The sequence below is a fragment of the Maridesulfovibrio sp. genome (genome assembly GCF_963678865.1).
GTDB lineage: Bacteria > Desulfobacterota > Desulfovibrionia > Desulfovibrionales > Desulfovibrionaceae > Maridesulfovibrio.
Window position 1 is genome coordinate 2,473,259 of sequence record NZ_OY787459.1, and the last position, 19,922, is coordinate 2,493,180.

19 protein-coding genes are annotated in these 19,922 nt (G+C 47.7%); 8 read left to right on the top strand and 11 right to left on the bottom strand.

Going from position 1 to position 19,922, the window contains the following annotated elements; translation table 11 throughout:
• Positions 1–262: 262 nt before the first annotated feature.
• The 3 genes from ACKU41_RS11320 (at position 263) to ACKU41_RS11330 (ending at position 4,061) form a co-directional block, all read left to right on the top strand.
• Positions 263–859: a 3'-5' exonuclease gene (locus tag ACKU41_RS11320; protein WP_319777478.1), complete on the top strand. Its 597-nt coding sequence runs from the start codon at positions 263–265 to the stop codon at positions 857–859.
• 49 nt (positions 860–908) lie between these two features.
• Positions 909–2,069: a hypothetical protein gene (locus ACKU41_RS11325; protein ID WP_321400845.1), complete on the top strand. Its 1,161-nt coding sequence runs from the start codon at positions 909–911 to the stop codon at positions 2,067–2,069.
• A gap of 159 nt (positions 2,070–2,228) precedes the next feature.
• The gene (locus tag ACKU41_RS11330; RefSeq protein ID WP_321400847.1) at positions 2,229–4,061 is read left to right on the top strand and encodes a diguanylate cyclase; all 1,833 of its coding nucleotides are present in this window, start codon (positions 2,229–2,231) and stop codon (positions 4,059–4,061) included.
• A 4-nt stretch (positions 4,062–4,065) separates the two neighbouring features.
• Here the strand turns inward: ACKU41_RS11330 and ACKU41_RS11335 are convergent, their stop codons facing one another.
• The 5 genes from ACKU41_RS11335 to ACKU41_RS11355 form a co-directional block, all read right to left on the bottom strand.
• Positions 4,066–5,025, bottom strand: a complete 960-nt coding sequence (locus tag ACKU41_RS11335) for a hypothetical protein (protein ID WP_319777481.1) — start codon at positions 5,023–5,025, stop codon at positions 4,066–4,068.
• Positions 5,026–5,031: 6 nt separating this feature from the next.
• The gene (locus tag ACKU41_RS11340) at positions 5,032–5,301 is read right to left on the bottom strand and encodes a hypothetical protein (RefSeq protein WP_319777482.1); all 270 of its coding nucleotides are present in this window, start codon (positions 5,299–5,301) and stop codon (positions 5,032–5,034) included.
• Positions 5,302–5,381: 80 nt separating this feature from the next.
• Positions 5,382–6,230 carry a 3-methyl-2-oxobutanoate hydroxymethyltransferase gene (panB, locus tag ACKU41_RS11345; RefSeq protein WP_319777483.1) on the bottom strand — a complete coding sequence of 283 codons (849 nt, stop codon included), beginning with the start codon at positions 6,228–6,230 and terminating at the stop codon, positions 5,382–5,384.
• A 267-nt stretch (positions 6,231–6,497) separates the two neighbouring features.
• Positions 6,498–7,184, bottom strand: a complete 687-nt coding sequence (locus ACKU41_RS11350) for a S24 family peptidase (RefSeq protein WP_319777484.1) — start codon at positions 7,182–7,184, stop codon at positions 6,498–6,500.
• A gap of 366 nt (positions 7,185–7,550) precedes the next feature.
• A complete protein-coding gene (locus ACKU41_RS11355; RefSeq protein WP_319777485.1) occupies positions 7,551–8,942 on the bottom strand; it encodes a HAMP domain-containing sensor histidine kinase in 1,392 nt (463 codons plus the stop codon).
• A gap of 163 nt (positions 8,943–9,105) precedes the next feature.
• Between ACKU41_RS11355 and serB the strand changes: the two genes are divergently transcribed.
• Positions 9,106–10,317: a phosphoserine phosphatase SerB gene (gene serB / locus ACKU41_RS11360; RefSeq protein ID WP_321400852.1), complete on the top strand. Its 1,212-nt coding sequence runs from the start codon at positions 9,106–9,108 to the stop codon at positions 10,315–10,317.
• A 124-nt stretch (positions 10,318–10,441) separates the two neighbouring features.
• On the opposite strand, the gene ACKU41_RS11365 is transcribed toward serB, so the two are convergent.
• From ACKU41_RS11365 to ACKU41_RS11380, 4 genes are all read right to left on the bottom strand, one after another.
• Complete coding sequence (locus ACKU41_RS11365) at positions 10,442–11,266, bottom strand: DUF4198 domain-containing protein (protein ID WP_321400854.1); 825 nt, start codon at positions 11,264–11,266, stop codon at positions 10,442–10,444.
• A gap of 67 nt (positions 11,267–11,333) precedes the next feature.
• Positions 11,334–11,657, bottom strand: a complete 324-nt coding sequence (locus ACKU41_RS11370) for a hypothetical protein (protein ID WP_321400856.1) — start codon at positions 11,655–11,657, stop codon at positions 11,334–11,336.
• A 25-nt stretch (positions 11,658–11,682) separates the two neighbouring features.
• Positions 11,683–14,211 carry a ferrous iron transport protein B gene (feoB, locus tag ACKU41_RS11375; RefSeq protein ID WP_321400858.1) on the bottom strand — a complete coding sequence of 843 codons (2,529 nt, stop codon included), beginning with the start codon at positions 14,209–14,211 and terminating at the stop codon, positions 11,683–11,685.
• Positions 14,201–14,533, bottom strand: a complete 333-nt coding sequence (locus ACKU41_RS11380; RefSeq protein ID WP_319777490.1) for a FeoA family protein — start codon at positions 14,531–14,533, stop codon at positions 14,201–14,203. Before ACKU41_RS11380 ends, feoB begins: the two co-directional genes overlap by 11 nt.
• Before the next feature lie 297 nt (positions 14,534–14,830).
• On the opposite strand from ACKU41_RS11380, the gene ACKU41_RS11385 reads away from it, so the two are divergent.
• Positions 14,831–15,889, top strand: a complete 1,059-nt coding sequence (locus ACKU41_RS11385; protein ID WP_319777491.1) for a GGDEF domain-containing protein — start codon at positions 14,831–14,833, stop codon at positions 15,887–15,889.
• 4 nt (positions 15,890–15,893) lie between these two features.
• Here ACKU41_RS11385 and ACKU41_RS11390 read toward each other — a convergent pair whose 3' ends face one another.
• Together ACKU41_RS11390 and ACKU41_RS11395 are read right to left on the bottom strand one after the other, a co-directional pair.
• Positions 15,894–16,115: a hypothetical protein gene (locus tag ACKU41_RS11390; protein ID WP_319777492.1), complete on the bottom strand. Its 222-nt coding sequence runs from the start codon at positions 16,113–16,115 to the stop codon at positions 15,894–15,896.
• 106 nt (positions 16,116–16,221) lie between these two features.
• Positions 16,222–16,653, bottom strand: coding sequence for a transcriptional repressor (locus tag ACKU41_RS11395; RefSeq protein ID WP_319777493.1), 432 nt, complete (start codon positions 16,651–16,653; stop codon positions 16,222–16,224).
• Between the two features lie 211 nt (positions 16,654–16,864).
• Here ACKU41_RS11395 and ACKU41_RS11400 point away from each other — a divergent pair, with 211 nt between their 5' ends.
• From ACKU41_RS11400 to ACKU41_RS11410, 3 genes are all read left to right on the top strand, one after another.
• Positions 16,865–17,209 (top strand): hypothetical protein, encoded by a 345-nt coding sequence (locus ACKU41_RS11400; protein ID WP_319777494.1) that lies wholly within the window; start codon positions 16,865–16,867, stop codon positions 17,207–17,209.
• A 206-nt stretch (positions 17,210–17,415) separates the two neighbouring features.
• A complete protein-coding gene (locus tag ACKU41_RS11405; RefSeq protein ID WP_321400863.1) occupies positions 17,416–19,623 on the top strand; it encodes a cation-translocating P-type ATPase in 2,208 nt (735 codons plus the stop codon).
• On the top strand, positions 19,601–19,918 hold the full coding sequence (locus ACKU41_RS11410) for an HMA2 domain-containing protein (RefSeq protein ID WP_321400865.1): 318 nt from the start codon (positions 19,601–19,603) through the stop codon (positions 19,916–19,918). Before ACKU41_RS11405 ends, ACKU41_RS11410 begins: the two co-directional genes overlap by 23 nt.
• Positions 19,919–19,922 lie beyond the last annotated feature (4 nt).

Consider the following 19,922-nt stretch of genomic DNA (forward strand, 5'->3'; position numbering starts at 1 on the left):
CGTGCTGCTGGAACATGAGAATCCTTCGGCGATCCTGCCGGAGGCTTCTCATAGAGCAGGCAATTCATCTTACACAGCAGATGGAGCTTATAAACGGTCTGGGGGTTGACGAAGGGCTGTTTGGCTAATATCCAAAAGGGATACCATTCGTCCTGCCCGCCCGTGATTTTTCAGGGAGCTGACCACCTGAAGCATCACGGGCCGGTAGGAATTCTTTGTTTCCCCTAGCAGGGGAGTTAATTACTACCGGGCTTATTATTTTATGCAAATACCTGAACAATATAAGAAAAAGTTTACAAAAGACGAAATCAACGAGCTGCCCCTTCGCCAATATGAAGGACCGATCAAGCTCATTGACCGGGAAGATGACGTTCCGTTTGCCATCGAGGAATTAAGCCGTTGCCGACTGCTCGGCTTCGATACTGAAACCCGCCCTGTCTTCCGTAAAGGGGTATCCTACCCCCCTTCACTGATCCAGTTGGCGACCGACGATTGTGTCTACCTTCTGCATCTCAATCATATTTCCCTTTCAGACCATATTAAGGAACTTCTGTCCTCTGCCGATATAATCAAAACCGGGGTGGCGGTTATCAATGATGTCAAAGAGCTACGCGATGTTTCTCCCTTTGACGGCAAAGGATTCGTAGACCTTGGGGATCTTGCTAGATCACTTGAAATGCAGACCAACGGACTGCGCAATCTGGCCGCCAACCTGCTCGGATTCCGAATCTCCAAGGGCGTGCAGTGCTCAAACTGGGGGCGCAAGGAACTGACTCCGCAACAGATCACCTACGCTGCCACCGACGCCTGGGTAAGCCGTGAAATTTATCTCAAATTTCAGGAACTCGGAGTACTCTAACTGTTTTATCGCAGGTAAACATCTGCTACCGGAAAGGATCAGGACCGCCATGAAAGCCAGATTTATTCTCACCTCACTGCTCATTTTCATATTTTCAACACTTCCCGCTTTTGCACAGGGGAACTGCTCTGATATCTTTAAAGCCGAACTCGAAAATATTTCCGGTGTAGATACCGTAATCGCAAGCGATAACGGCTTTCTTGCCATCCTCAAAGAGGGGAGTAAAAAACAAACCGTCAGTGCGGTTTCGCAGATCAACAAGCTGCGGATAAACAACTCAGGCGGATGTAATTTCTCAGACACTGCCGTAGCAATCATGAACAGTGACTTTGAACAGGTAAAAAGCGCTTCTTCAGCATCCATGCCCATTAAGGATGTGGCCAGGCTGCTTTATGATTACGTTTACAAACTCAGTCCGGTTCAGGTTGAAGAGAACCTGAAAGGATATGAAAAGCTTTCCGAACTGGACCCGAAAAACAACTACTACAAAGCCCGTGTAGAACATTATACCCAAAGGGCTGAGCTGGTTAAAACCAGATCTGAATTCATTTCCCGTTGCCTTAAACAGTTTCCCGGCGATAAGACAATCAGTGATTTAAAAATAAAAAGAGATTTCTATCTCTTTGTGGTTGATAAAGACAGCCCGCTCAAAACGGCTGAGGCCTTCATAGATAAAGTAGCCCAGGAAAGCCCGCGCCCGGACAAAAAAATGTGCGTCATCGCTTATTCTGCAGATCTGGACAACAGGCAGACAAGTTGTCCGGCTGAATATCAGAAAATCCTGAACTCCAATGAAGAAGAGCTGCTCATGCGCCATGTTCAATCCCTGCCCGGATACCAATTACAGCTGAACATCAACGGCTACAAGGCACTGAATAAACTGGCTCCCCACTCCGCTCTGTACACTAATAAACTGGCCGCCTACGAAGCCAAAGAACAGGGCCTGCAGCGCTTGCTCAACTTGAGAACTGTTTCTGGAGAAAAATTAATCAGCAAGAGCAGCAACCGGGGCAACACCCTTTACGCAACAATCACCAATGAAGCCCTAGACGGTAAATCTGTTTCCGCAAACCGCAAGCTCTTCAGGTTGCTCACCGACTACTACGCTGCAAGCGGATATGCATACAAAAAATGCGTTCTCAAAAATTCTGCCGGAAAAACCCTCGGAACCATTTCCTGCAGCAATTCAGAATGTACTTTCAAGCAGTAAATTCAAGTAAAATGACCCAATAGATAACGGTGAAGCGGCTTTCCTGCTGCTTCACCGTTTTTTTATACTGACAATCTGTAAACACTTATTGCTTATTTTCTTTGACTAAACAGCACTTACATATACAATCAATCAGCACTCTTGCTATCGAGACTCCCTATGACTGCACGCAAAACAGTTATTTTTATTCTGATATTAATATTTTCCATTGCCGCACCAAGTTCAGTTTTCGCGGATACGCCCCTGAACCTTATCGGCAATGACAAGTCTTACCCTCTGGAAAATCATTTTTCATATTTAATTGATAATTCCGGACAAATGTCTTTGGAACAAATTCTCTCAGCAGAAACAGACTCAGAGTACAAGCCTTCTGCAGGCAGGACTTTGAATGTCGGGGTAACCGACAGTGCATGTTGGGTAAAATTCACCCTCCACAATCCTGAAAACTCTGTAAGGGATCTTGTACTCGAACTTGGCACCTCGACCATTAATTCTGCAACATTATTCATCCCGAACAGTACAGGAGGATACTCCCGTAAAACAACCGGAGACATGTACCCTATTGAGGAAAGGGATTTTTTTCATAGAAAACCCTGCTTTAGTTTTCAACTGGGGCCGCAGGGCACCGAAACCTTATACCTGCGCCTCAAAACCAATGCCATCCTTGAAACATCATTGACGATCCTTGACCGGGATCATTTTCTGGCCGGACTGCCTGTGGAATACCTGCTTCTGGGCATGTTTTACGCGGCATTCATTGTGGCTATCGCCTACAACATTTTTCTTTTCAGCTCGCTAAAGGATTTCAGTCGCCTGCTATACGTTCTTTACGCACTCATTTTCTGTTCCCTATGGATATTTATTGACGGATTATGGCATATGTCCGGTTTGTCGCTGCAAACCTTTGACCAGTTGACCGGTGCTCGAGTTGCCAATGCAGGGACATGGCTGACCATGGTCCTTTTTACCAGCTGGTTTTTCAACTGCCGGCGGAATGCTCCGAGGCTTCACCTGTGGTTTATGTTCATAGCCGCATGGAGCCTTATCAACATCATAATGATCTGCATTCTTCCTCTTGCCGAATACAAAACACCGGTACGACTGGTCTGGGTTGTTTCAATTCCATCTGTATTATTCTGTGCAGCTTTATTTTTAAAACGAGGTTTCATGCGCGCCAGATACTTTCTTGCTGCATGGCTGCTTGTTCTGCTCGGAGCAGCCGTCATCTTTATGGATATGTACCTGAACATCATCCCCAGTACATTTATAAGCCGTTATGCATGGCGAATTGCATCGGTATTTGAAATCATCCTGCTGAGTCTGGCCCTTGCCGACCGCATTAATGAACTTAACCGGGACAAGGAATTAGCCCAGAACCGTGCTCTTGAAGCAGAACAAAAACTCAAAGAAGGACTGGAGGAAATCGTAACTGAAAGGACTAAAGAACTTAAGAACGCAAACCGCAAACTGAAACTATTATCCCAGATGGATGAACTCACTGGATTATACAACAGAAGATACTTTGATCTGTCCCTTGAGCGGGAATGGAAAAGAATGCAGCGCAGCAAGGAGCAGATCTGCCTGATGATGATTGATGTAGACCATTTCAAATCTTACAACGATACCTACGGACACCAAAGCGGCGATACCTGTCTGCAGAGTATCGCCCAAAGCATCCGCACCGGAGCAGGACGCAGTTCCGACATCTGCGCCCGATACGGAGGAGAAGAATTCGCACTCATCCTGCCCTCTACTGATTTACCCGGAGGAATTGCCATTGCCGAAAACATCCGCATGCACATAGAAAAAAAACATGTCCCCCACACAACAGACAAAGGCATTGTCACTGCCAGCATAGGGGTGGCGGCAATCACACCGGATGCAGATACTTCTCCGCAACAATTGGTCCAGCTTGCGGATAAAGCCCTCTACAAAAGTAAGCAACAGGGACGTAACCGGACTTCATACTATGCAGAAGCGCAGGATGAATAGCAGATTACATGGTCAGCACAAAATAAACCGCCCCCACCAACACAAGGCTGGCCGCACGCAAGCACTGATTGTAGACGATAAGTTTCAGAGCCATCCTGCCCCTGAAAATTCCGGCATAGTATGGGAGCTGATGGCGCAGGGCGCGCACCGGAGTTGACAGCAGATTGCCGATAACCAGTGCCAGCACGATTCCCCGGGGATCGATGGCTCCGGAACCGAGCAGCGAACCTGCGGCTGCGAGTCCGGCGGTAAATTCAGCGGCAAGGCTGAAAGCTATGATCCCGAAGACATGCGGATCCAACCACGCAAGAAAGCCCAGATGTTCGCTGAGATATGCTTCAAAAGATGTGAACACGCCGTAATGCCGGAGAAAGAAAAAAGCCGTGTATATAGGAATAGTCAGGTAAATAACCTTTGGGAGCCTGCGCTTGAGACGCTTCAGGGCTTTATCCAAAACATCACGGAAAGACTTAGCTTCATGACCCTTTAACCGCTCAGCAACATCTCCGCAGCCGGCATCGGCAGGAAGGGAAAAACGCCCCCAGAGCACAATGGCTCCGGTACGTATAATCGCTGCAATCAAAGTCAATCCCACATAAATAAAAGCCACATTGCCGATGAACGGAGCGGCAATAAAAAAGACCGTGGGCATATGCAGAAAATAGGTAGGCAGACTGTTGAAAAGGTTGGAAATAACCAGTTCCCGGTCATTAATTTCACCCTTTTCGTAAGCCTCGGAAAGCATGGAGTTGGCAGCAACCCCCGAAAAAAAGGCCAGAGCAAAACTGGCCCCGCTTATATCCTTGAGCCGGCCGGCCCTGATCATGGGGGTGGCAATCCGTCCCATAGCGCGTGTCCAGCGCAATCCTTCAACAACGTTACCTACCAGCAGCCCAAGACTGATGAACAGCAAAAGCCGGATCAGGGGCCAGCCCAATCCACTCCAGAGAAGATCTAAAGACAATTTAACCTACTTTTTCTTCCAATTATCAACAGCTAGAATTCTGAATACGGAATCTTCCTCGGCAAGGACTCCGGCATCTATGAGTTCCTTCATGGCGACCAGAAAATCATTTTCCTCGCCGCTCCATTTTGCCAGACAGGCCGCGTAGGTGATATCGGTAGCAGCAGCCTTACAATTTTTTTCAGGATCAATCTTGCTACCCTGCATACCTTCGATCAGCAGAAAGAGAGAATTCGCTTCAACGGATAGTCCGAGATCAAAAATAGAAACAGCCATCGCTTCCTCCAGAATTGGTTGGTTATGCAATAAAAGTATACTTGAATAGCTTTATGGGCCAGAAAAAACCACGCCCGTGACTACACTTTTCCCTGCAGCAAGGATTTAAACTGCTTAAGCTCTTCCGCATCCATACGGCTGAAATTATCTTCAGCCGGGAAAGACCCGTTATCGACTTCAGTTATGTATCGTTTGACCGCTTCAATGCTCTCACCACGCAACTGAGCGAATTTTTTTACAAACTTAGGTACAAAACGGTCAAAAAGTCCGAGAATGTCGTGGTATACCAGCACCTGCCCATCCGTATCAGGACCGGCTCCGATACCTATGGTGGGAACCGAAACCCGGCGGGTAACTTCCTGAGCGACCTCATGTGGAACCGCTTCCAGAACAATGGAAAAACACCCTGCAGCCTCAAGAGCCAACGCTTCATCCACAAGGGCAGCTGCAGAACGGGCATTCTTGCCCTGTGCCTTGAATCCACCAAAGCGGGCTACGTGTTGCGGAGTCAACCCTATATGACCCTGTACCGGGACACCGGAATCTACAATAGCCCGTACATGCTCCAGAAAAGGAAAGCCACCTTCAAGCTTAACCGCCCGCGCACCGGTCCGGCTTAAAAATTTACCTGCATTCTCCACTGCCGCCTGCACAGAAGGCTGGTAGGACATGAACGGAAGGTCGCCGACAATGAGCGCTCTTTTTGCCCCGCGCGAAACAGCAGCCGCATGATGCAGCATATCGTCCATGGTAACGGAAAGGGTATCTTCATAACCAAGCACGACCATGCCCAATGAATCCCCTACCAAGATCATATCCACTTCCGCAGCATCCACAATCTGCCCGGAAGGATAATCGTAAGCGGTTACCATGGAAATTTTACGCTGTCCCTTAAGGGCGGTGATGTCCGGGGCTGTTATTTTCTTCATTTTTTCCTCACAGATTATATGTAGACTGATTTAGGAAGAATTTTGGGTACAGCATATTGATATGGGCAGTAGAAAACTAAATCAAGTCTAGTGAAAAATGTATCATTGTTTAACAAATGTCGTTCTCCAACCTCACCCTTCTGCCATGCTGCTGATAAAGCGCCAGATACAAGTCGCAAAAAAAAACAGAAACAAAGCGTGTATAGATGCGCAAGTTTCTGTCTTTTTTGCAGCTACGCCGCAGAAGATGATTTTTAAACCGTCTGACTACAATTCCTGCATGACCCAGACAACCCGTCCGACCACGTGTTTCTCATGGTTTTCGACCGGGATATACTGTTCAGGATGCTGTGAATCATCGGGACGGAGAATGAATCTGGAGTTCTCGGGATCAAAGAAAACCCTGCGGATAACAACCCCCTGATGCGGGACATGGATAGCGTAAATATCGCCAGCCATAAGCCTTTTCTGGGAGTCATCAACACCTACGAACGCATCCCGGCGCACCGAGGGCTCCATAGAAGAACCTTCAGCCCTGAGGACTACCAAGGATGAGCGGTAGTAGGTTTCAGGGATATTAAGTTCTGAAACCTGCTGAGGCTTCCAGATATCGGCCCCTGCGTCCTCGCCAGCCATGGATGAAACCGGCACGATTCTGCCCCGGGACTGCACTTGTCCATACTGGGCGGTTGTCTCGCTCAAGATCTGGTCAGCGGCTATTTTTCCCTTGCCCGGCTTAAGATAAACGGGTTCGATTCCGTCGGAAAGCCATTCCGGGTTCAGGCCATGAGTCCTGTATAATTTTATAAACCATTCCGCTGGTATAGAGCTTCTGCGCTTCGCGTCAGAAATACTTGACTGTCGAATATTCAAAATTTCGGCAAGCTGAACCTGAGTTCTTGTTCCGGTAGCCTTCTTGATTCTCTCCAAGCTTTCATCAAACCACTTTGACACGCCTACCTCCTATGCAAACAAAATAAAAACATCTAATAATCATACGAAGTAAAATAACCCTTATAAAACAGATCGTTTTTTTTGCACTCAATCGGCTATTCTAATACCAATTTTACACTCTGCTATCACGAAATTTATAAACTAGCAAAACTTTAAAATAACGCCTGCTACTACAGGCTACAGAGAATGTAAAACCATAAAGATAAATCAATCATACCTGCAGAAGAGATAGTACAATTGCAATTTATATTAACTCACACATTTTATAGCAAACAAAATATAGCAAAGCAGTATACGTAAGACCTATTATGTTGCGGAGAACACCTTTAAAGACACAGTCGCAATTATAAATAGACAACACAGATATCAGCCCTCGCCCAGAGGGAGGATAAAATAAAAATTGTTCCCACCGTCCTGCGGTTCGTAACCCACTTCTCCCCCGTGCAGCTCCACAACCTGCCGGACAAAAAACAACCCATGCCCGGAACCGTATTCATTACCCACATTGTCACTGCGGAAGCCGGGCTGAAAAAGTTTATCCCGATCCTCTTCGGATAGATGAGGGCCGGTGGTAAAAACATTCAGCTTAAGCCCGTTCCAGCCATTTCTGAAATAATTCTCCACAACCTCCCAGCCGTAAGCTGCAAACTTATCCCGACGTCCGTCGCACATGCTTTCTTCACGGGTATATTTCACTGCGTTGGAAAAAAGATTGGCATAAACCTGCGAAATCAAGCCTACATCGGCAACAATGCGCACCTCACGGTCCGGCACTCCCCCCATACTTATATCCAGCCGGATACCTCGGTCTTCGAACCTTGAGCGGTAGCGTTCCAGTTGCGGTTCAATAATTTTCTTAAGCAGATTGCAGGGCCGCTTTTCAACTATATAACGCCCTTCTTCAAAATGCTGCCTGCGCAACAAGGTTTCAAGAAACAGGCTGGTCTGCTCATAATGCCTGTGAATTTCATTAAACTGGAGAACCAGACCGTTATACAAAAGGTCAAGGTCGTGACTGACTTCGTCTACTGACTTCCTGTAAACCTCACTACGCAGTTGCCGGATATTTTCAATCCGGTCACGCAGCCGATTATAAAACAATTTGAAATACATATTGGGGACAATGACGTTATGCCCGACATCCTTTACCAGATTGCGGACAAAATCCAGATGTTCCTGGCCCTTGCGGCGCAGGAGTTTGCTGTGCAGCTGAAAACCGACCCGGTTGACGAATTTCTCAAAAAACAGCGACTGGTGATCGGAAAGCTTCTCAAGCTTGTAAAATTCAAAACAGCCGATGACATCTCCGGCAGGCTTAAAAGGAAGCTGGTCAACCAGTTCAATATTTCCCCGGATAGGAATAAAGAGATGCCCGGCATTAAGCACCTTTTCAAGGGGTACTGAGCTGCATACCGGAGCACGGTTTTCCGTACGTCCTACAGTGATAAAATCATCCGGACCCATCGCAAGATAAAGCCTGCAGTCCAAATCAAAAAGCGATCTGGGTACGGCTGTACAGACTGCAAAAAAATCTTCAAGAGAATCAAACTCCTGTGCAAGATCAAAGAAAATCATCAGCGCCCGCTTTTCCGTTGCGGAAAAACTGTAATCTTTATAATCTTCCATTTTTTCATGGATACGCCGCTGGATATTAAGCATTTTTTCAGGCCCTGGTGCGGCAGAAAGGTGGAAACCTTCTCCCAGCGGGCCTTCCGGCTCGTACGAAGACACATCTGCGCTTTTCTTTTCACTACTCATGGCATCTATCCGGTGTTCAATATAGAAAGGGACTTTCACCTATCATACGGCCCCCAGTGAAAAGGAGCAAGCATGAAGATATTTTTTTGCCCTTTTAGTCATGTTTACTGCGGGTTCATTTTATGCGACAGTCCGCCATCAAAACTACTTCAGGGAAATTACCATGCCCGAAATAATACTCATTCAAATATCCGGCGAGGACAAACCCGGCCTTACATCCTCCCTTACCGGGGTTCTGGCGGGTTACGGAATTGATATTCTGGACATCGGCCAGTCTGTAATCCACAATCAGCTTGTGCTGGGGATACTGATCAGAATCCCGCGCGAAGCTGAGTCCGCTCCTGTGCTCAAGGACATCATGTTCAAAGGGTACGAGCTGGGTGTCACCGTCAAGTTCAAACCCATTGAGGCAGACCAATATATGGACTGGGTCAACGCTCAAGGTAAACCCAGACACATTGTCACTCTGGTGGGTGATAAAATTACCGGATCACATATTTCACGCATTACGCAGATCATTGCAGACAATGGATTGAATATAGATATGATCCACCGTCTTTCCGGTCGCATCCCCATGAACGGAGAACCTGCACCGCGACATGCCTGTGTAGAATTCTCCATTCGCGGAGTACCCGAAGATCTGGACCGCATGCGCTCCAATTTTCTGGAAATGGCCGCGCAGGACCAAGTGGATATTGCCCTGCAGGAAGACAACGTTTTCCGCAGAAACAGAAGGCTGGTGGCCTTTGACATGGACTCCACCCTCATTCAGACCGAAGTCATTGACGAACTGGCCAAAGCTGCCGGTTCAGGTGATACAGTAAGCAGAATTACCGAGTCTGCCATGCGTGGGGAGATCGATTTCAAGGAAAGCCTGCGCCAGCGGCTGGCGACCCTTAAAGGGCTCGACGAATCAGTGATGGAAGGAATCGCCCGGAAATTACCCATTACCGAAGGTGCCGAGCGACTCATAACCAACCTGAAGAAGTTCGGCTACAAGACAGCCATTATTTCCGGTGGATTCACCTACTTCGGCGAAAAACTGCAGGAGAAACTTGGTGTGGATTACGTCTACGCCAACCGCCTTGAAATAAAAGACGGCAAACTGACCGGCGGGGTTATCGGTGATATTGTGGACGGTGCCAAAAAAGCGGAGCTGCTGCGCAAAATAGCGGAGAAAGAACAGATCAGCCTGCAGCAATCCATTGCGGTCGGCGACGGCGCCAACGACCTGCCCATGCTCTCCATCGCCGGTCTGGGAATAGCCTTCCACGCCAAGCCCAAAGTCAAACAGGATGCCCGCCAGTCCATTTCCCATTTCGGGCTGGATTCAATTCTCTATCTTATAGGTCTGCGGGACCGGGATACAGATTAGATATAGCCTCAAACGGCTCTTAGAGGACAAAATCTTCTTATCAAGAGCGCGTTGCCAGTTAAAAAGCAGGCCCCGCAGAATCGCTTCTGCGGGGCCTTTTCCATACTCTATCCAAAAATCCGGACTACATGTCCACGGCTTTGATCCAGATTACAGCATCCTGAGAGAGTTCTTTACCTTTGTACTCTTTGTCAGGGCCGGAACCCAGTGCGCAGAAACCCCACCATCCGGCTTTGGGAACAGCGAATGTGATATAACCCTGATCATCGGTTTTAACACCCATGGTTACGAAGGCATCATGGGGAGCGTGGGCCTTTTCTTCTTTTTTGAACGAATTGTTTTTCATGTCCGGCTCATGATTCATGTATTCCACTTCAACATCAGCATTGGGAATGGGCTTGCCGTTGGCAAGGAGTTGAGCCTTGAAGGTCATGCCGGTCCACATGGCATAGGGCTTCACAAGGGGAACCCATTCGGTTTTCAAGCCTGCGGGAGCAGCCCAGTTGCCGGGCAGACCACCGACATTCATGTAAGTCTTGGTAATCTGCTGAATATAAATGTCTTCTTCACCCTCATAGTAAGGAGCGGGAACAAGCACCAGAGTGTAGTCGCCCATGGAACGTACAATTTTCTTAGGCAAGGTTGCTTCATAAGCTTCGCCGGAATTGGTCAGGCTGGTCCAGGTAATGGGCTTAAGCAGCTTTTTGAGGTCATATTTTTTGGTTTTGCCCTCTTCACCTTTCTGGTGCAGCATGTAAAATTCTTCCGGCATGCCCATTTTCATGGTGTGACCTGCTTCAAATGGATGGGTAAAAACCAGTTTAAACTGGGTTTCTGCCCCTTTACTCTTTGCAATTTCCGGGGTGTAAACCATCTGGAAATGGGCTGAAGCAGGAACTGCCATGGCTACCACTAACAACAAGTTAAGAAAAATAATTTTCATCTTCATATCACTTCTCCTGATTATGATTTTGACTCTTCTTTTCAATTAAAGAAAAGGTTTATACTACTGCTGATTATTCAACTATATCAGAGCCATCGATTTCGATGGAATGACCTTCACCACCATCAAAAGTCACAGAGTAATGGCCTGCGGGCTTTTTGAACTCAAATTCGCTATTCTCATTCATTGCTCCCTTAAGGACAACGGTACCGGAATCATCACGGACGTACATCTTTACACCAGAAGCAGAAGAACCGTCAGAGAATCCTCCCTCGCAGAGCACGGTACCATCACCGTTATCAAAACAACTGCAAAGAGGGGAATGGGCCAGAGCGGAAGTAGCGGATAGAGCAATCAGCCCACCAGCCACGACTAGTTTTGCAAATTTGCTTTTCATATCTTTCTCCTTAAATATTAATTAGTTATTCAGGTTGATATATGTATGACGCTGCAACCTTATCCGAAGAAAATTTATGGACAAGAGCTATGAACAAGGCAACGCCAAAAGCCACTAAATAAAATCCTTTCATCATGGTTATGCCGCTTGCACCAATGGCATTCCCCAGGGTGAATACCGTGGAGGCCACACCGAAACCAACTGCTGTGGGAAAAAAGATGGCAAAAAGCATCCATTTCCATGATCCGGTCTGCACTTTGACCATAATGGTAGCCGCAAGACATGGAGGATAAAGGGCAAAGAACAGAATTACCGCAAGGGCATGGAGTGAATTCATTCCATTATGTTTGCTTTCATTATCCATTCTTTGTTCAAGGGTCTGGTTGTCATCTGCCCCCTGCTGATAGAGCACACCCATGGTTGCCACGGATGATTCACGGGCGGCAAAAGAACTGATCAGGGCGATATTAACTTTCCAGTCAAAACCTGCGTACCGGGTTACCGGCTCAAGTGTACGCCCGATCATACCGAAGAAGGATGTTTTGATCTTTTCTTCCTTGATTTTGCGACGCAGGGATTTCCTTTTGGACGAGAGTTTGCGCAGAGCACTATTTACCGATTTGGCTTCTTTATCACCACGGGGCTTAAGCAGCACAAACATATCCGGGTTAGCTTCCTTGAAGGAACTGTCCACCCGTGCTGCCCCCTCTTTTCCTGAAGAATTCATGCGGGCGCGCTTGTAGTCATCGTACATATTGAGCAGGGGAAGCATATTCTCTCCGGAAGCAATTCCGGCATAGGGATTAGCGGCAATCTTTGCATCATATACTGCCACGGCTTTGGTCATCTCATCTTTATAATAATCCATACGCTCATTGCTCAGTCCGGGAAACTGGAGCAGGGAGAAAACGCATAATGAAACCGCGACAACAATCGATCCGACCTTTTTGATGTATTCCCAGGTTCTTTCAAGGGAACGCTGGACCACACCAAAAAAAGTAGGCGCGTGGTAGTTGGGCATTTCCATGATAAACGGTGCTGTTTCACGCCCCTTGAGAACGGTGGAGGTTAACAGCTTGGCAATAATCAGGGCCATAATGATGGTAATGGTCGAGATAAAGAACATCGCCCAGGACTTGTGCTCCGCAAAATAAATATTCACCAGCAGGGTGTAGAGCGGAATCTTGGCCAGGCAATTCATAAACGGCACGGTCAGGATTGTTGCCAGCCTTGACCTTTCATCGGGGATACCTTTGGTCGACATGATTCCCGGCACAGCGCAGCCCCCGGCAAAAACTCCACCCAGAATAAACGGCAGAGTCGATTGCCCGTGCAAGCCGAAGCTGTGGAATATGCGATCCAGAATAAAGGCTATTCTGGCCATGTATCCTGAATCCTCAAGAATGGCTATTAAGGCAAAAAGAATGAAGAAAATAGGAACATAGTTCAGCAAAGTGTTTGCACTGTCCACCATCCATAAAGCCATGGAGCGAAGCAGTGAATCCTCTATCAACCCTGCAGAAGGTAGAAAATTGGCCACAATATCCCTGAACTTGGCAAGGATGGGCCACGTATATTTGGTCAGTTCATAACCCTGAACTATGGAAAGTTCATATATGATATAAACTGTTGCCAGCAGAAAGAAAGGAGCCAATGCCCGGTTGAGAACCCAGCGATCAATCCTTTCCGATACAGGTTGCCTGCTGTCATCTTCTTTGCTGACGCAGGCTTCCACAATTTCACCGGCCAACCGGTCTCGGCAGGTCACGATATAATCGCCGGTGTCCACACCGGATTCGTTTTCAAAATCAAGCCTGCGGCTCAGAGCATCTTCAACAATCAACTTACCTTCAGCATGTTTGGATTCAACAATCCGTCTGGCTTCAGTGTCATTTTCCAGCAACTTAATTGCCAGCCAGCGCAAGGGATAAAGAACTCCAAGGCTTGCATCCCCTGCCAACATATCTTCAAGAGCCTGGATATGAACTTCCAGATCATTATAATCGATGGCCACCGGACGGGAATAAGAATCCTGTTTTACAGACTTGCGGATAGCTGCCTTTAGAGCCTGCTTACCTTTGCCTTTGCGCCCTACGGTAGCAACAACATCCACTCCGAGCCGGGAAGTCAATTCTTTCAAATCAACAGATATGCCCTGACTTTCAGCAACATCCATCATGTTCAAGGCTACGGTAACCGGAAAATTCATCTCCAGAACCTGAAAGGTAAAATACAGGCTGCGACGCAGACATGTCGCGTCCATAACATTGACCACTACATCCGGCTTTTCTTCAAGCAGGAATTCACGGGAAACCCTCTCCTCAAGGGAAAAGGATGTCAGACTGTAAGTTCCGGGCAGGTCCACAACTTCATAACGGACTTTGCCCTCACGGTAACTGCCGACCTTTTTATCAACTGTTACTCCGGGGTAGTTAGCGACATGCTGGTTGGCCCCGGTAAGCATGTTGTATGTTGTAGATTTACCGGCATTCTGTTGCCCCGCAAGTGCGATGAGAAAATTATCTTTCATCATACGTTTATCATCAGCGCTCATCTTCCACCTCAATCTGGTAAGCCTCGGTCCGCCGCAGGGTCACGCAGTAACCGGCTACCCTTAATTCAATAGGGCAGCCAAGTGTGGCGACCCGAATCACTTCAATTTTTCTACCGGGAACGAATCCCAGATCAAGCAGTCTCTGCCTGACAGCTCCTTCCGAAAAGTGTCTGCGAATTACGCCTACCCCACCCACGGGAATATCGAGCAGACTCTTTCCCCGCATGGGGCAGGCCCTGCCTTGCTTTCTTCCGCCAGAACCACGTCCCTTTCTCCTTCCGGAAAAAACCTCGCGGTTAAAGAAATCAAATTTGTTGAACATTGCTAGCTGCCTCTTTTTTTTCTAAACGATTATGAAAATGAGATTCGGAATCAATTACTATATAGCTAACATTTTGTTGTCAACAAGAAATAATAATTCCTTTCAACTACAATAAATAGATGACCTTAGAAGACGTGCCGTCTTTAATTTATTTTCAATAATCTATACCTTTCCAGTACACGAGCGAAATAGAAATTCATGCTGTGTTAGTATTCTCAAAGAACTTTTTACTTGATATTGACTTTCGTTTTCATTAAGCGAAAGAAGTCTGAGGTAAAAAGAATACTGCCCTTTTCCATGAGCCGGCAGAAACAGTTTCAGCAGACAGCAGAAGATACGATATCAATCCATACCGGGGAGGCTACATTGATCAACTATATGAAAAGTGGTTTTAAAATATTACCCTTAATCATTAACAGACAACTAGGAACAAGCAGACTTGCCACGCGCTCAGTAGCTACAATTCTGCTGCTTTTAGTTTTACCCGCCGGAACCATACTGATCGCTGCCGAATTTACAGATCAATCCGATCTGGCCATGCTTCTCTGCCTGCACTTCAGTCTGTGTATTGCCTTATGCATGCCCATGGCCAGATGGCTTGAAAATTTTCTGGTCAACCGGGAACTGCGCAAAATGAATAGTTTTTGCGTCAGACTAAAACAAGGTAAACTTGACCAGCGCCTAGAGCTTTTACCCCACAAGAGCGCAGTAGCAACAGACGAACTGACCCGCTTGCAGCATAATTTAAACTGGCTTGCCCATTCGGTTTCCAAACGGGAACAAAAATTAACCCAGTCACTGGTCAAGACCCGCAGGGATAAGGAAAGGCTCAACCTGCTCTCCTACACCGACCATCTTACCGGGCTGTTCAATAAACGTTTTTTTGAACTAAAACTTGTGGAAACATGCTCCCGCTGTATTTCCTGCAAAACACAACTCCACCTGATGCTCATTGACTGCGATCATTTCAAAGAAGTGAATGACCGTTTCGGTCATCAGGAAGGAGACAGGCTGCTGGCTAATCTAGGCCAGATTATAACCTCCTCCGTGCGTAACGGCACAGACTTTCCATTCCGCTTCGGCGGTGACGAATTCGGGGCGATACTTGTCGGCGTGGACTCAACCCGCTGCGAACAGATTGCTGAGCGAATCCGGGCCAAATTCGCGGAAATGAAGATCGGCAGAGCAAGTCTTAGTATCGGAATTTCCAAACTCTGCCGTCAGGCGGATGACCCTGAAGCAGAAGCCGATGCTTTAATCGCTACTGCAGACAGAGCTTTATATTTCGCAAAAAATACCGGACGGAACAAAGTTATCAGCCCCGCCCGGCACAGAGAAATTTCCCGGCAACTATAGCCCCTTAACCTGCCATATCGGCCTTTGCCTCATCAACAAGGCGTCCGACTTCGTCTTTTGCAGCGGAGTACTGCTTTGTTGCCCAGCTTCCGGCTTTTACCCCGCCTTTAACCACTTTGGTCACGGCAGGCCTTACCCCGCCAGCTTTATACACCGCGTATACAGCCGCCCCTGCGACTGTTGCTGCTGCGGAAACCAGCAACACTCTTCCCAGATTCAAACTCATGCTCAATTCCTCCTACTGCTCTTTCACGCAGCCGTTTTAGACACAAAATACATCTATGACAACACAGAACCAAACCCTGCAATTGAAAACGAATTGCTTATGCAAACTATTGTTTGCGGCAATCCGGGCAAATACCATAAAGCACCATTTTATGCCTCTTGACTGAAAATCCGTATTTGCTGGCCAGCTTTTCCTGCAGATATTCAATACGATCTTCCATGACCTCAATCCTGCGATTGCAGCGAATGCAGACAAGATGATCATGGTGATCTCTGTTGTGGCGGCATTCAAAACGCGTCACTCCATCACCGAAATCAAGCGACTCTGCGATCCCGCTCTCTGCCAAAAGCTTGATGGTCCGGTAGACTGTAGCCGGGCTGATTGAAGGATCTCGCTTGCTGACATGAACATACAGTTCTTCACAAGAGTGATGCCCCTTGGTTCCGAGAAAAACTTCAAGGACAATGCGGCGCTGTTCAGTGGCGGCCATATTGTTCTTATTCAGAAATTCAAGAAATGTTGTTTGCGGACTTGACATCCTTTCCTCCGTTGTGGATTTTGTGATAATGAAACTGACGACTATTCTCAAGTGATAATGATTGTCAAGCACTAAGTGCTCACTTACACCAAAAATAATCTGCAATTGAAACTCAATCGTATTGCTTTCAAAAAATTAAAATCCCCGGCAATTATCTTAACAATAAAACACAAACTAAAAGACGGATCCCGTTTAAACTCAGGAGGAACACATGACCACACCTACAACAACCCGAATTCTTCCGGTTGTGACCGCTTCAGCAGCTGCTACCGGAGCGCTGGTAGGCGGAACTGTTGCGGCAGTCCGATCAACCATAGCCGTAAATGAAGGCCGGATAACCAGTTACGAGGCCGTAAAAACCGTAGCCAAAGAATCTGCAGGCACCGGACTTGCCACCGCAGCGGGCATCGCAGCAACAGGAGTCCTTGGACTTGGCGGGTTGGCTGGACTGCTCGGCTTCACTGTAGTTGCCACCGGGGCAAAAATACTCTGGGACAAGGCGGTTCCCACTCCGCTTGACAACAAAAGCAGCAACAAGCTCAAAATAGCCTCATAGCCGCAATTATTTGTAGATGGAGCTCACCGGGCCTGTATTTCTGGACAAATGCAGGCCCTGTGAGCAACAGAAGATATCGGGACAAATTGAAATTTACGTTGACAAACAGATTGCACATTTGTATTTCCACTTTCTGTGGATTGAAATTCAGTTTCAATTTCACCGGATGTCCAGATTATAGAAATAAGTAAAAACAGGACCTTCACGTGAAAACAGAAAAAAAATACGCAAGTATCAAACACTCCATACCGGGTAGGCTGCGGGTCCGTGTACCGAAGCTAAAACGAGACAAACTCCTTTGCAGCACTATTGAACGCAGCATGCAGCGGGTTAACGGAGTCAGCCGGACACGGACAAACCACAAGTGCGCAACATTGGTTATCCGCTACAATCCGCATGATATTACACCTGAAATGATCTTCGAGACAGTCAGGGAACTGGTAGCCATAAATACGGCTGAAATATGTCCTATCAAACAAAAAAATGAATGCGGATGTCCGCAGGTGAAGTCGGCCCTGCGATACTTTTCATTTGTGTCGGCAGTGGGCGGGGCTGTGTTGATCAGCGAATCCCTGCTGGGAATCACAGTTGCCCAGACCCTGTTCAGCCCGTTGGGTTTCTTGACAGTGCTTGCGGCAGCCCCACTGGTCAAAGAGGCCGTAAGCAAGCTGCGTGAAAAAAAATTCGGACTTGAGGGCATCCTCGCCGGAGGTATTGTAGCTGCTGTAATTGCCGGGGAAGCCATGACCGCCTTTGAAATCCTATGGATTAATGCGGGAGCGGAACTGCTGACAGCATGGATCACCGAACGCTCCCGCCGTGCGATTTCCAGCATTCTCGATAATACAACTCACCACACCTTTGTACTTAAGGACGGGGTTGAGGTGGAAACCGAAATAAGTGACCTGCAGAAAGGTGACGTGGTAGTCCTGCACACCGGTGAAAAAATCTGCGTAGACGGCTCCATTGTGGATGGACAGGGGCTGATCAACGAAGCACCAATCACCGGGCGAGCGGACTTTATTCACAAGCAGCAGGATGATCAGGTATTTGCCGGAACATTCGTCCGCGAAGGAGTTATATACGTCAAGGCCGAGGAAGTGGGGGATAAAACCTATCTGGCCCGTATCCTTCACAAAGTAGAGGACTCTCTTGAAAATAAGACCGACATTGAAACCACAGCTGACAAACTTTCTGTCAGACTGGTCAAAATAGGCTTTGTCTGCACCGTAGGAACATTAGCCCTGACTCTTGACCCGTGGCGGGCATTCACCGTGCTTCTGGTCATGGCCTGCCCTTGCGCTACGGTCCTTTCCGCTTCCACGCCTATCAGTGCGGCCATAAGCACCGCAGCAAAAAACAATATCCTGATCAAAGGAGGCAGATATCTTGAAGAAGTAGGCCGCTGTGATGTCGCCTGCTTTGACAAAACCGGAACCCTGACCGGTAGTGAACCCAGCCTTGAGCATTTACACGTTGCCGGTGAGATAACGGAAGAAGAGCTGTTGACTTATGCCCTTTCCGTTGAAACCCACAACCATCACCCGCTGGCGCAAGCCATCAAGCATGAAGCAGAAACCCGAAAACTGGCTCCCCTGCCCCACAATGTCTGTGAATATTTCTTAGGCAAAGGCATGCGCGCCGAACTCACTGAAAATGAGAACCATTCCACTGAAATTCTGGTCGGAAACAAAAAGCTTACCGAGCAATTCGATGTGCGCATCGGCAACTTGAGCAGGCAGGTTTCTAGCCTTAAACGCAAGGGGCTTACCGTACTGTACGTGGTCAAAGACAAAGAGCCAATAGGCTTGCTGGCTTTTGCCAATACCATCCGCCAGGAATCTGCAATCACCCTTGCTTCCCTTGAAGCAGGCGGAGTGACTCGCACCGTCCTCGTTACCGGTGATGAACCCGCAACAGCCAACAACCTTGCGCAGACCCTCGGTATCCCGGAAATTCACGCATCGGCCATGCCCGAAGAAAAAGCCACACTTGTCCGTAACCTTCAGTCAGAAGGGGGCAAAGTCATGATGATTGGTGATGGCATTAACGATGCTCTGGCTCTTGCTCAGGCCGATGTCGGCGTAGCCATGGGAACCGGCGGCGCTGAAGTTGCAGTGGAGGCTGCGGACATTGCTCTTGTGGATGATGACCTCAAAGGGCTGATGTATGTACAGCAACTTAGTCAGGACACTACAAGAATCGCCTATCAGAACTTCTGGCTGGCGACAGGATCAAATATAGCGGGAGTAATTATGGGTGCCACCGGGTACCTTTCCCCGGTAATGGCCGGACTCCTGCACATTCTTCATACTATGGGAGTAATAGCCAACTCTTCAAGGCTGCTCCTGCATTCCCCCGAATCAATCAAAATCGAAAAAGGCAAAATCCATGAACTTCCACAAAATTGTTGAGCTGGAAAAGTACCTTGACGTGGCCCACCACATACCGGGCCGGATCAGGGTAAAATTCAGCCCGCTCATTTTAACCAGACCGGCAGCACTTGCGGCCATGAAGGAACACTCCGAAATGCCCGACGCTATCAAGGATGCCAGAGTAAACATGTCCGCCAGGTCAGTGGTAATTGAGTACGACCCCGATGATATCCGCCCTGAATTAATAGAAGAACTAATTCAGGGGACGGACAAAGAAAAAAAAGCACAGATCATCAGCGACCTCTACGGAAGACTGATGAAAAACGCTTCATAACCAA